Annotated in this window: 11 protein-coding genes and 1 pseudogene; 10 read left to right on the forward strand and 2 right to left on the reverse strand. The window is 73.0% G+C overall.

The window, feature by feature from the left end; genetic code table 11:
* Positions 1-882, forward strand: coding sequence for a diaminopimelate epimerase (dapF, locus tag QUE38_RS15000; RefSeq protein WP_286309102.1), 882 nt, complete (start codon positions 1-3; stop codon positions 880-882).
* A 10-nt stretch (positions 883-892) separates the two neighbouring features.
* Here the strand turns inward: dapF and QUE38_RS15005 are convergent, their stop codons facing one another.
* Positions 893-1,504 carry a class I SAM-dependent methyltransferase gene (locus QUE38_RS15005; protein ID WP_286309103.1) on the reverse strand — a complete coding sequence of 204 codons (612 nt, stop codon included), beginning with the start codon at positions 1,502-1,504 and terminating at the stop codon, positions 893-895.
* Positions 1,505-1,545: 41 nt separating this feature from the next.
* Between QUE38_RS15005 and hflX the strand changes: the two genes are divergently transcribed.
* From hflX to metE, 3 genes are all read left to right on the forward strand, one after another.
* Positions 1,546-3,096 (forward strand): GTPase HflX, encoded by a 1,551-nt coding sequence (hflX, locus tag QUE38_RS15010; protein WP_286309104.1) that lies wholly within the window; start codon positions 1,546-1,548, stop codon positions 3,094-3,096.
* A gap of 233 nt (positions 3,097-3,329) precedes the next feature.
* Positions 3,330-4,322 (forward strand): methylenetetrahydrofolate reductase, encoded by a 993-nt coding sequence (locus tag QUE38_RS15015; protein WP_286309105.1) that lies wholly within the window; start codon positions 3,330-3,332, stop codon positions 4,320-4,322.
* Entirely contained in the window at positions 4,319-6,655 is a 2,337-nt protein-coding gene (gene metE, locus QUE38_RS15020; RefSeq protein WP_286309107.1) for a 5-methyltetrahydropteroyltriglutamate--homocysteine S-methyltransferase, read from the forward strand. The genes QUE38_RS15015 and metE overlap by 4 nt, the downstream gene beginning before the upstream one ends.
* Positions 6,656-7,022: 367 nt before the next feature.
* On the opposite strand, the pseudogene lexA reads toward metE, so the two are convergent.
* A pseudogene (lexA, locus tag QUE38_RS15025) lies at positions 7,023-7,722 on the reverse strand (transcriptional repressor LexA).
* 266 nt (positions 7,723-7,988) lie between these two features.
* On the opposite strand from lexA, the gene QUE38_RS15030 reads away from it, so the two are divergent.
* The 6 genes from QUE38_RS15030 to QUE38_RS15055 all read left to right on the forward strand — a co-directional run bounded on the left by QUE38_RS15030 (position 7,989) and on the right by QUE38_RS15055 (position 12,456).
* Positions 7,989-8,384 (forward strand): LysM peptidoglycan-binding domain-containing protein, encoded by a 396-nt coding sequence (locus QUE38_RS15030; RefSeq protein WP_286309109.1) that lies wholly within the window; start codon positions 7,989-7,991, stop codon positions 8,382-8,384.
* 63 nt (positions 8,385-8,447) lie between these two features.
* Positions 8,448-9,524: a histidinol-phosphate transaminase gene (locus QUE38_RS15035; protein WP_286309110.1), complete on the forward strand. Its 1,077-nt coding sequence runs from the start codon at positions 8,448-8,450 to the stop codon at positions 9,522-9,524.
* Positions 9,525-9,589: 65 nt separating this feature from the next.
* Entirely contained in the window at positions 9,590-10,198 is a 609-nt protein-coding gene (hisB, locus tag QUE38_RS15040) for an imidazoleglycerol-phosphate dehydratase HisB (protein WP_286309111.1), read from the forward strand.
* On the forward strand, positions 10,195-10,830 hold the full coding sequence (gene hisH, locus QUE38_RS15045) for an imidazole glycerol phosphate synthase subunit HisH (protein ID WP_286309112.1): 636 nt from the start codon (positions 10,195-10,197) through the stop codon (positions 10,828-10,830). The genes hisB and hisH overlap by 4 nt, the downstream gene beginning before the upstream one ends.
* Positions 10,831-10,940: 110 nt before the next feature.
* Positions 10,941-11,687 carry a bifunctional 1-(5-phosphoribosyl)-5-((5-phosphoribosylamino)methylideneamino)imidazole-4-carboxamide isomerase/phosphoribosylanthranilate isomerase PriA gene (gene priA / locus QUE38_RS15050; protein ID WP_286309114.1) on the forward strand — a complete coding sequence of 249 codons (747 nt, stop codon included), beginning with the start codon at positions 10,941-10,943 and terminating at the stop codon, positions 11,685-11,687.
* A complete protein-coding gene (locus tag QUE38_RS15055) occupies positions 11,671-12,456 on the forward strand; it encodes an SseB family protein (RefSeq protein WP_286309115.1) in 786 nt (261 codons plus the stop codon). The genes priA and QUE38_RS15055 overlap by 17 nt, the downstream gene beginning before the upstream one ends.
* The last annotated feature ends 41 nt before the right edge of the window (positions 12,457-12,497 follow it).

The following is a 12,497-nucleotide window of genomic DNA, read 5'->3' on the forward strand; positions in this document are numbered from 1 at the left end:
ATGCCGTTCGATCTGCCGTTCACCAAGGGCCAGGGCACGGGCAACGACTTCGTGCTCGTCTCAGACCCCGAGGGTGAGCTCGACCTCACGCCCGAGCGCGTGCGCGCGATCTGCGACCGCCGGTTCGGCGTGGGCGGCGACGGCGTCATCCGCGCCGTGCGCTCGCGTGCGATCGACGAGGGCGCCGCCGCGCTCGCGGAGGAGCCCGCCGCCGAGTGGTTCATGGACTATCGCAACGCCGACGGCTCGATCGCCGAGATGTGCGGCAACGGCATCCGCGTCTTCACCCGGTACCTGCTCGAGCAGGGCCTCGCCACGCTCGAGCCCGGCAGCACGCTGCCGATCGGCACCCGCACGGGCGTGCACGACGTGATTGCGAGCGCCACCGGGTTCCAGGCCGACCTCGGCCGCTGGCGCCTCGAGGGCGGCGAGCCGCTCGTGCGCGCCAAGGAGCTGCCGGTCGCGCGCCCCGGCCTCGGCGTCGACGTGGGCAACCCGCACGTGGTCGTCGCGGTCGCCGACGACGACGAGCTCGAGTCGATCGACCTGTCGTTCGTCCCGGTGCTGGAGCCCGCACCCGAGGCGGGCGCGAACGTCGAGTTCGTGGTGCCGGGCGAGCCGCTCGTGGTCGACGGCGTCGGCCGCATCCGCATGCGCGTGCACGAGCGAGGGTCGGGGGAGACGCTCTCGTGCGGCACCGGCGCGGTCGCGGCCGCCCTCGCGGTGCGCCACTGGGCGGGCGAGGGCGCGCCGAACGAGTGGCGCGTGCAGGTGCCGGGCGGCATCCTCGGCGTGCGCATGTTCCCCGCCGAGGACGGCGAGCACGTGGCCCTCGCGGGCCCGGCCGAGCTGGTCTTCGACGGCGTCGTAGCGGTCGAGTAGCGCGCGGGCCTCAGCCGGCCCGGCGCACCCGCAGCACCCGGAACCCCTTGCTGATCGTCTCGCGCGTCACGTCGAAGTCGTCGGGCAGTTCGCCCTGCAGCCAGCGTTGCAGTGAGTCCGAGCCGAGGTTGCGCTGCACGACGAGCCAGGCGTCGCCGCCCGGCTCGAGGCGCGGCAGCCAGCGCAGCAGCAGCGCGTGCAGCTCCTGCTTGCCGATGCGGATCGGCGGGTTCGACCAGATGCTGCGGAACTGGAGCCCCTCGGGAACATCGTCGGGCAGTGCGGCGTTGACCTGAGGCAGGCCGAGTGCGGCGGCGTTGCGGCGCACGAGGTCGAGGGCCCGCTCGTTCACGTCGACCGCCCAGACGTCGGCGTGGGGCGACTCGAGGCCGAGCGTCAGCGCGATCGGCCCCCAGCCGCAGCCGATGTCGAGCAGCGCCCCGCCGGGCGGCGGCTCGGGCGCGTTGGCCAGCAGCACCCGGGTGCCCTGGTCGATGCGATCGGGGCTGAAGATGCCGGATGCGGTGGTCAGCGTGACCTCGCGACCGGCGAGTCGCACCTGGAGGGGCCGGAGGGCGCCGGAGCTGGCGGGCTGCGACGAGAAGTAGTGGTCCGACGCCATAGAGGGAACGTAGCGCAGAGCGAGGAACTAGGGTTAACGGGATGGATCGTACCGAGGAACGGCTGACCGCCGACGACGACGCCGTGGAGCGGGTGCTCGCCCACGGCGATTCGCACGCGCGCGGATTCAGCCTGTTCGACGGTCGCGCCGGGGCGCTCCAGGCGCATGAGACGGCGACGGATGCCTCGGGCGGCGACGCCTACGACGGCGACCAGTTCGACCGTGAGGACCGCGCCGCGCTCCGCCGCGTCGTCGGCCTCTCGACCGAGCTCGAGGACGTCACCGAGGTCGAGTACCGGCAGCTGCGCCTCGAGAACGTGGTGCTCATCGGCGTGCACCCGCAGGGTGGGCTGCGCGACGCGGAGAACTCGCTGCGCGAGCTCTCCGCACTCGCCGAGACCGCCGGCGCGCGCGTGCTCGACGGCCTGCTCCAGCGCCGTCCGCACCCCGATCCCTCCACCTACCTCGGTCGCGGCAAGGCAGAGGAGCTGCGCATGATCGTGCGGTCCCTCGGCGCCGACACCGTCATCGCCGACACCGAGCTCGCACCGAGCCAGCGTCGTGCGCTGGAGGACGTGGTGAAGGTCAAGGTCATCGACCGCACGGCCGTGATCCTCGACATCTTCAGCCAGCACGCCAAGAGCCGCGAGGGCAAGGCGCAGGTCGAGCTCGCGCAGCTCGAGTACCTGCTCCCGCGCCTGCGCGGCTGGGGTGAGTCGATGTCCCGCCAGGCCGGTGGCCAGGTGGGCGGCGCGGGCGCCGGCATGGGCTCCCGCGGACCCGGTGAGACGAAGATCGAGCTCGACCGCCGCCGCATCCACACCCGCATGTCCCGCCTGCGCAAGCAGATCGCGGCGATGAAGCCGGCCCGCGAGGCCAAGCGCGCGAACCGCCGCCGCAACGCGGTGCCGTCGGTCGCGATCGCCGGGTACACCAACGCCGGCAAGTCGAGCCTCGTCAACCGCATCACGGGCGCGGGCGTGCTCGTCGAGAATGCCCTGTTCGCGACCCTCGACGCGACCGTGCGCCGCAACCAGACCCCCGACGGCCGCCTGTACACGATCGCCGACACGGTCGGCTTCGTGCGCAACCTGCCGCACCAGCTCGTCGAGGCGTTCCGATCGACGCTCGAGGAGGTCGGCGACTCCGACCTGATCGTGCACGTCGTCGACGCGTCGCACCCCGATCCGGCGAGCCAGCTCGCCACGGTGCGCGACGTCATCGGCGAGCTCGGCGCACGAGACATCCCCGAGCTCGTGGTCTTCAACAAGTCCGACCTCATCGACGACGAGGAGCGCCTGGTGCTCCGCGGCCTCGAGCCCGACGCGGTCTTCGCGTCGGCGCGCACGGGTGCGGGCATCCCCGAGCTGCTCGAGGTCATCGCCGCGCGCATCCCCGACCCCTCGGTCGAGGTCGACCTGCTGGTGCCGTACGACCGCGGCGACATCGTCTCGACGCTGCACGAGGCCGGCCGCGTGCTCGAGGTCGACTACCGCGACGAGGGCACGCACGTGCGCGCGCTCGCGAACCCCGAGCTCGCCGCGCAGCTCGCCGAGTACTCGGTGCGCCCCGCGGCATCCGTCGCCGAATAGCCCCGGAGCCCGCCCCGCCTGCGGGCCGCCGATCGCCGCAGACCCTCGCACGTCACATTCGGTCACGGGGCTGACGGCGCCGGGCGACCGGCGTATCGTCGTGATCGATCGTTGCGACGGGCCCGGCCCGCCGCGTGGAGCGACCGCCGAGCCCGGCACCCGCCCGCGACACCGACCACGCGTCGGGTCCGCGGCCTGCCGTGCGCCCGTCGCCCCGAGACGATGGGGACCCGATGTCCGAGACCGGCCGAACCCGAGCGCACGACGACCTCGCCGTGCGGCGCGTTCCCGTGTCGTTCGAGCTGTTCCCGCCCCGGTCGGATGCCGCGGCCATCGCCCTCGGTCGCACCATCGACAAGCTCGCCGAGGCCGACCCCGCGTTCATCTCGGTGACGTTCGGCGCGGGCGGCTCGACGCACGACCGGTCGCTCACGGTGCTGCGGTACATCCTCGACCAGACCGAGGTCGAGCCGATGGCGCATCTGACCTGCGTCGGCTCGTCGCACGAGGAGGCGAACCACCTCGTGCGCGAGTTCCTCGACGCGGGCATCACGAGCTTCCTCGCGCTGCGCGGCGACCCGCCGAAGGACTCCGACGGCGACGGCCTCGGCGACCTCGGCTCGTCGGCCGAGCTCGTGCAGCTCATCCACCGGGTGCAGCAGGAGCGCGAGCCGTTCGCGCAGCTCGGCGTCCCTGGGGCGCCGAAGGCGCGGCGCATCGAGGACCGCCCGCGGCCCGAGCGCGTCGCGGTCGCCACGTTCCCCACGGGGCATCCGCGCTCGGCCAATCGCCGACAGGACGTCGACGCGCTGCTCGCCAAGGAGGTCGCCGGCGCGAACCTCGCGATCACCCAGCTGTTCTGGCACGCCGACGACTACCTCCGCTTCGTCGACCTCGCGCGCGAGGGCGGCGTGACCATCCCGATCCTGCCCGGCATCATGCCGGTGGTCTCGCCGAAGCGACTCGCGCGGCTCACCGAGCTGACCGGCGTGCCCGCGCCCGACGACCTCGCGATCGCGCTCGAGATCGAGCCCGACGAGGCGGCGCAGCGCGAGATCGGCATGCGCTTCGCGACCGACCTCGCGCGCGCCGTGATCGACGGCGGCGCCCCCGGCCTGCACCTCTACACCTTCAACCGCCACGAGGCCGTGCTCGGCGTGCTCGCCGAGCTCGACCTCTTCCCGCCCCGGGCCGCCCGGCCCACGTCACTCACGGAGCACGCATGACCAGCAACACGTTCCCGTCCGGCACCATCCTCGGCTATCCGCGCATCGGGCGCCGCCGCGAGCTCAAGCGCGCGGTGGAGTCCTTCTGGGCGGGCCGCATCGACGAGGCGGAGCTCGAGCACACCGCCGCCGAGCTGCGCGCCGCGACCCGGTCGCGGTTGCAGGAGCTCGGCCTCGGCGCCGACGACTCGGCCATTCCCGAGTCGTTCTCGTACTACGACCAGGTGCTCGACGCCGCGGTCGCCGTCGGCGCGATTCCCGAGCGCTTCGCCGACCTCGCAGGCGACTCGGGCCGCGTCGGCCTCGACGCCTACTTCACGATCGCGCGCGGCGAGGGCGACAAGGCGCCGCTCGAGATGACCAAGTGGTTCGACTCGAACTACCACTACCTCGTGCCCGAGATCGCGGCCGACACCGCCTTCCGCCTCGCCGACGACCGCATCGTGCGCGAGGTCGCCGAGGCGCGCGCGGCGGCCCTCGTCACCCGCCCGGTCGTCGTCGGACCCGTGACGCTGCTGCTGCTCAGCAAGGCTGCAGACGGGTCGGATGCCTCGTTCCGCCCGCTCGACCGCCTCGACGACCTGCTCCCGGTGTACGTCGAGCTCCTCGCCCGGCTCGCCGACGCGGGCGCCGAGTGGGTGCAGCTCGACGAGCCCGCGCTCGTGTCGGAGAGCATCGACGTCGACCCGGCCGATGCCCGTGCCGCGCTCGCGCGCGCATACGACGTGCTCGGCGGGGCATCCGCCCGCCCCTCGATCTTCGTCGCGGCGCCCTACGGTGCGCTCGACGCCGCCCTGCCCGTGCTCGCCGCGAGCCCGGTCGAGGCGATCGGGCTCGACCTCGTGCGTGGCACGGCTCCGGTCGGCGTCGACGAGGCCACCCGCGCGGGCCTCGCGACCAAGACGATCGTCGCGGGCGTGATCGACGGGCACAACGTGTGGCGCGGCGACCTCGCCGGCGCGCTGGCCGCGGCCGAGGGCCTGCGCGGCCTCGGCGCCGACCTCGCCGTGTCGACCTCGACCTCGCTGCTGCACGTGCCGCACGACGTCGACGACGAGCCGTCGCTCGACGCGCGCCTGCGCTCGTGGCTCGCGTTCGCCGACCAGAAGGTCGCACAGGTCGCCGTGCTCGCCCGCGGGCTCGCCGGGGGAGCGGATGCGGTCGCCGGCGACCTCGCGGCCGCGACCGAGGCGCTGGCCGACCGCCTCGGTGCGCCCGGCGTGCGCGACGGTGCGGTGCGCGACCGCCTCGCGGGCCTCGACGCCGGCGCCGGCACCCGCGCCGACTACGACGAGCGCGTCGCCGCGCAGGCGGGGCTCGGCCTGCCGGTGCTGCCGACGACGACGATCGGGTCGTTCCCGCAGACCGGCGACATCCGCCGCGCACGCGCCCGGCACGGCCGCGGCGAGCTCGACGACGCCGGGTACGAGTCGCTCATGCGCGAGGAGATCGAGCGGGTCATCCGCCTCCAGGAGGAGATCGGCCTCGACGTGCTCGTCCACGGCGAGCCCGAGCGCAACGACATGGTGCAGTACTTCGCCGAGCTCCTCGACGGCTTCGCCGTCACCGAGAACGGCTGGGTGCAGTCGTACGGCAGCCGCTGCACGCGCCCGTCGATCCTCTGGGGCGACGTGTCGCGCCCCGAGCCGATGACCGTCGCGTGGTCGCAGTACGCGCAGTCGCTCTCGGACAAGCCCGTCAAGGGCATGCTGACCGGCCCGGTGACGATCCTCGCCTGGTCGTTCGTGCGCGACGACCAGCCGCTCGGCGACACCGCGAACCAGGTCGCGCTCGCGCTGCGCGACGAGATCGCCGACCTCGAGACCGCGGGCATCCGCATCATCCAGGTCGACGAGCCGGCCCTGCGCGAGCTGCTGCCGCTGAAGCGCGCCGACCAGCCCGCGTACCTCGACTGGTCGGTGGGCGCGTTCAGGCTCGCGACCGGCGGCGCGGCGACGGCCACGCAGGTGCACACGCACCTCTGCTACTCGGAGTTCGGCGTGGTGATCGACGCGATCCGCGCGCTCGACGCCGACGTGACGAGCATCGAGGCGGCGCGCAGCCGCATGGAGGTCGTCGACGACCTGCGCACGAGCGGCTTCGACCACGGCGTCGGCCCGGGCGTGTACGACATCCACTCGCCGCGCGTGCCGAGCGTCGCCGAGGTCACGCAGCTGCTCGAGCGCGCGGCCGGTGCCCTGCCGCTCCGCCAGGTCTGGGTGAACCCCGACTGCGGCCTGAAGACCCGCGGCTACGACGAGACCGTCGCGTCGCTGCGCAACATCATCGACGCGACCCGCGAGGTGCGCGCCCGCGCTGCGGTGCAGGCCTGAGCGGATGCCTCGGGGCTGCGCGCGCCCCTGCGCACGCCGCCCCGGGGCATCCGTCGCCCTGCCGTGCGAGGGCCCGCGGATCCGCCCCGCGTGGGCCTTCGCATCCGACGCCCCGCGCGGCGTGAGCCCGCGCCGACCCGCCACGTGCGAAACGTAGGAGATTCGCTTATCGGGACGCCCGTGTAGCGGCGTGTCGTGGAACGGGTCCTACGCTTCGCACGGCCCGTGCCGGCCGCGCGGGCCGTGCTTCCCGGCGTCGTGCCACCCCGCGTGCGAAATGTAGGAGATTCGCGGGGCGGGGCACCCCGCCAGCGGCGTGTCGCGCAACGAGTCCTACGTTTCGCACGCCGAGCAGCGCGCGAAACGCTCAGACGGTGCGGAGCACCGCGACGACCTTGCCGAGCACCTCGGCGTAGTCGCCGATGATCGGCTCGAACGCGCTGTTGCGGGGGAGCAGCCAGGTGTGGCCGTCGCGCTGCCGGAAGACCTTCACGGTCGCCTCGCCGTCGAGCATCGCGGCGACGATCTCGCCGTTCTCGGCCTCCTGCTGGCGACGCACGACGACCCAGTCGCCGTCGCAGATCGCCGCGTCGATCATGGAGTCGCCCACGACCTTGAGGATGAACAGCTCGCCCTTGCCCACGAGCTGGCGGGGGCGGGAACACCTCCTCGATCTGCTGGTCGGCGGTGATCGGCACGCCCGCGGCGATGCGGCCGACCATCGGCACCATGGCGGCGTCTCCGACCGGGGCGGGCGCGCCCGACGCGCCGGCCGAGCCGGTCTCGTCGGCGGACTCGGTCTGCGACGGCGTCTCGATGAGCACCTCGAGCGCGCGCGGACGGTTCGGGTCGCGGCGCAGGTAGCCGCTCAGCTCGAGCTGGCTCAGCTGGTGGGCGACGCTCGACAGCGAGGAGAGCCCGACCGCGTCGCCGATCTCGCGCATGCTCGGCGGATACCCGCGGGTCGACACCGACCGCTGGATCACGTCGAGGATCTGCAGCTGCTTCGCGCTGAGGCTCTTGCGTCGCCGGGTCGCCCGGCGTTCGGTTCCGTTCTCGGTGTCCACGTCTCTCGCCCTCCACAGGTGCGTCTGCCGGGGCCGGCCGATCGAATGTCGGTGGGTGCTGATCGACTGTCGCCAGACACTCGAAACTGTATCCGGCGCGCCGGGTGCGGGCAAACATATGTTCGAGCGTGTCGCGCGGAAACTCGGGCGAATCGCCTCGGCCGAAGGGTTGAGTGTTCGAAGTATCGAAGGTATATTCGGAACAGAGCTTCGCGCCGGCCTTCCCGGCCGAAGGCCGACGCGGAGCTCGACCAGGGAGGTGCGAGATGACGATGGCAATCCACAGCGGCACGGTCTTCGGTTCGCCGCGCACGACGACAGGGCAGGCGACGGATGCCTCCGCAGGCGACGACCGGGTGCGCACGCGCCTGCGCCTCACGCGGCGGGGCCGACTCGTGTTCGGCACGCTCGGTGTACTGGTGGTGCTGGCGTTCGCCCTGCTGCTCCCGCTGGCCGCATCGCCGGCGGTCGCGGGCGACGAGGCGGCCGAGCCGCTCCAGGTCATCACGGTCGAGCACGGCCAGTCGCTCTGGTCCATCGCCGAGTCGATCGCCCCGCAGGCCGACCCGCGCGAGGTCATCGCCGACATCCTGAGTCTCAACGGACTGACGTCGGCCGAGCTCGTGCCGGGTCAGCAGCTCGCGCTGCCGGCCGGCCGCTGAGCAGGGCCGTCGCTCCGTCGCAGACTGCCGAAACACGCCCGTCGCGCTCAGTAGCATGAGTGCGTGACGACCCTCGACGACCTGCCGATCCGAGACGACCTCCGCGGCAAGATCCCCTACGGCGCACCGCAGCTGCACGTGCCGGTCGCGCTGAACGTCAACGAGAACACGCACCCCATTCCCGAGGACGTCGCGCACGACATCATCGCCCGCATCGCGCAGGCGCTCCTGAGCCTCAACCGGTACCCCGACCGCGAGTTCACCGCGCTGCGCGAGGCACTCGCGGGCTACCTCGGCCACGGGCTCTCGGCCGATCAGCTCTGGGCCGCGAACGGCTCGAACGAGGTGCTCCAGCAGGTGCTGCAGGCGTTCGGCGGCTTCGGCCGCACCGCACTCGGGTTCACGCCCACGTATTCCATGTACCCGCTGCTCTCGTCGGGCGTCGGCGTGGAGTGGATCGGCGCCGAGCGCGACGCCGACTTCGAGCTCTCGCCCGAGACGGCCGTGCGCGCGGTCGAGGAACACGACCCCGACATCGTGATCCTCTGCTCGCCGAACAACCCCACCGGCACCCCGATCCCGCTCGAGACCGTGCAGGCGGTGGCCGATGCCGCACGCGGCATGGTGGTCGTCGACGAGGCCTATGCCGAGTTCGCCCCGCCCGGCTCGACCGGCGCACTGTCGCTGCTCGAGGGCCGGCCGCGCCTCATCGTCTCCCGCACCATGAGCAAGGCGTTCGCGTTCGCCGGCGCCCGCGTCGGCTATCTCGCGGCCGACCCTGCCGTGATCGACGCGATCCGGCTCGTGCGCCTGCCGTACCACCTCTCCGCACTCACCCAGGCGGCCGCGATCGGCGCCGTCGAGCACGCGCCCGAGATGCTCGCGATGGTCGACGACATCCGCGGCCAGCGCGACCGCATTTCCGCCGAGCTCGCCGCGCTCGGCTACCGCCCGTACCGCTCGTGGAGCAACTTCGTGCTCTTCGCGGGCGTCGACGATCCGCAGGCGACCTGGGCGGCGCTCCGCGACCGCGGCGTGCTCGTGCGCGACGTCGGCATCCCGGGCACGCTCCGAGTGAGCGCCGGCACGGAGACCGAGACCACGGCGTTCCTCGAGGCGATCGCCGCCGTCGGTCGCTGAGCTCAGGGGCATCCGCCCGCCTGCGCCCCGTGAACCGCCCGCAACCCCCGCAATAGGATGGCCGCATGAGCACCCCCGCACGGACCGCCCGCGTGCAGCGCGAGACGAGCGAGTCGAGCATCGACCTCTCGCTCGACCTCGACGGCACCGGGGAGAGCGACATCGAGACCTCGGTGCCGTTCTACGACCACCTGCTCACCGCGTTCGCGAAGCACTCGCTGACCGACCTGCGCGTGCGCGCGAGCGGCGACATCGAGATCGACGTGCACCACACCGTTGAGGACGTCGGCATCGTCCTCGGCACGGCCATCAAGCAGGCGCTCGGCGACAAGCGCGGCATCTCGCGCTACGGCGACGCGCTCGTGCCGCTCGACGAGGCGCTCGCGCAGGCGGTCGTCGACATTTCGGGGCGCCCCTACCTCGTGCACACGGGAGAGCCCGCCGGCTTCGAGCTCCACCTCATCGGCGGCCACTTCACCGGGTCGATGGTGCGTCACGTCTTCGAGGCGATCACCTTCCACTCCGCCATGACCGTGCACGTCGACGTGCGCGCGGGCCGCGACCCGCACCACATCGCCGAGGCCGAGTTCAAGGCGTTCGCGCGCGCGTTCCGCCAGGCGAAGGCGCTCGACCCGCTCGTGACGGGCATCCCGTCGACGAAGGGTGCGCTGTGAGCCGACCGAGCGTGGTCGTGCTCGACTACGGCACCGGCAACGTGCACTCGGCGGTCAAGGCGCTCGAGCGCGCCGGGGCCGACGTCGAGCTCACGGCCGACCGCTCCGCCGCGATGGAGGCCGACGGCCTGCTCGTGCCGGGTGTCGGCGCGTTCAGCGCGGTCATGGAAGCGCTGAAGGGCGTGCGCGGCGACGAGATCATCGATCGGCGCCTCGCGGGCGGCCGCCCGGTGATGGGCATCTGCGTGGGCATGCAGGTGCTGTTCGAGCACGGCATCGAGCGCGGCGTCGACACCGAGGGGCTCGGCGAGTGGCCGGGTACGGTCGCCGAGCTCCCGGCATCCGTGCTGCCCCACATGGGCTGGAACACGATCGACGCGCCCGACGACTCGGTGCTGTTCGAGGGGCTCCACGACGAGCGGTTCTACTTCGTGCACTCGTACGCGGCGATGGAGTGGACGCTCGACGTGCAGCCGCCGTTCCCGCAGCCGCTCGTGACGTGGTCGGAGCACGGCGCGCCGTTCCTCGCGGCGGTCGAGAACGGGCCGCTCACAGCGACGCAGTTCCACCCGGAGAAGTCGGCCGACGCGGGCATCCGCCTGCTGTCGAACTGGCTCGGCACGCTGGGCTGAGCGGCTCCGACCGGCGCCGTCGTCACGTGTGCGTTCGGCGTGTCGCACGCGAGTAGGATGCTGTGACTGTGCCGGTCTCCGACCAGGATGACCATGATTCGAGGACAGTGATGAGCGAGTTCAACAGGACCCCGCGTCTTGTGCTGCTTCCGGCGGTGGACGTCGCCGGCGGCAAGGCGGTACGCCTGACCCAGGGCGAGGCGGGGACCGAGACCAACTACGGCGACCCGATCGATGCGGCCGAGGACTGGGCCCGGCAGGGTGCCGAGTGGATCCACCTGGTCGACCTGGACGCGGCGTTCGGCCGCGGCAGCAACACCGGCATCCTGAAGAAGGTCATCCGCCAGGTGCGCGGCGTGAACATCGAGCTGTCGGGCGGCATCCGCGACGACGCGTCGCTCGAGAAGGCGCTCGAGATCGGCGCCAAGCGCATCAACCTCGGCACCGCGGCACTCGAGAACCCCGAGTGGGCGGCGTCGGTCATCGCACAGTACGGCGAGGCCGTCGCGGTCGGGCTCGACGTGCGCGGCACCACGCTCGCGGCACGCGGCTGGACCAAGGAGGGCGGCGACCTCTGGCAGGTCATGGACCGCCTCGAGGAGGCCGGCTGCGCGCGCTACGTCGTCACCGACGTCACCAAGGACGGCACGCTGCAGGGCCCGAACGTCGACCTGCTGCGCCAGGTCATGGAGCGCACGCGTCGCCCCGTCATCGCCTCGGGCGGCATCTCGAGCCTCGACGACCTGGCGGCGCTCCGCGAACTCGTGCCGCACGGCCTCGAGGGCACGATCGTGGGCAAGGCGCTCTACTCGGGCGCGTTCACGCTCGCCGAGGCGCTGGATGTCGCCGGCCACTGAGCCTGACGGGCCGGCCGACTCGGCCGGCCAGCCGTGGGCGGGCCGCTCGTTCACCCCGAACGCCCACGCGGCCGATGACGGCACGATGCCCGAGCGCCTCGCCGAGGCGATCCGCCGGTTCCGGGCGGACGAGGTGGGACAGGCCGAGGTCGTCGACGCGTTCCGCGACGCGCGCCTGCTGATCCCGCTCGTCGCGCAGCTCGGCGACGGCGGCACCGAGGTCGGCGCGCACGGTCTCGCGGTCGAGAAGAGCCAGGAGCTCGCGATCGTCACGGTCGCCGGGCCCGACGGCCGCAACGTGCTGCCCGTGTTCGGCTCGGTCGCCGCGATGTCGGCCTGGAACCCGCAGGCGCGTCCGGTGCCGGCCGACGGCGTGCGGGTAGCGCTCGCCGCCGCGAGCGAGGACACCGAGCTCGTCGTGCTCGACCCCGGCAGTGCGGGCGAGTTCGTGCTGCGCCGCCCCGCACTGTGGGCCGTCGCGCAGTCGCAGCCGTGGCGCCCCGCGTTCGAGGACGACGACGTGCGCGACGCCTTCGCGCGGTCGATCGCGAGCGAGTTGGCGGCCGTCGCCACGACGCTCGAACCGGGCGACCCCGGTGCGCGCCTCGCGGGCCCCGAGGTGGTCGTGCGCCTCGAACTGCTCGCCGGACTCGAGCGGGCCGAGCTCGACGCCGTGCTGCAGCGGCTCGCGCAGCGCTGGGCCGCCGACGACGACATCGCGACGCGGGTCGACAGCCTGACCGTGCGGCTCGTCACGGCCGACGCCTGACGCGCGTTCGGCCGGACCGCGCGCCGACTCCGGAGCATCCG

Origin of the sequence: Agromyces mangrovi (assembly GCF_030296695.1) — a bacterium.
Lineage (GTDB): Bacteria > Actinomycetota > Actinomycetes > Actinomycetales > Microbacteriaceae > Agromyces > Agromyces mangrovi.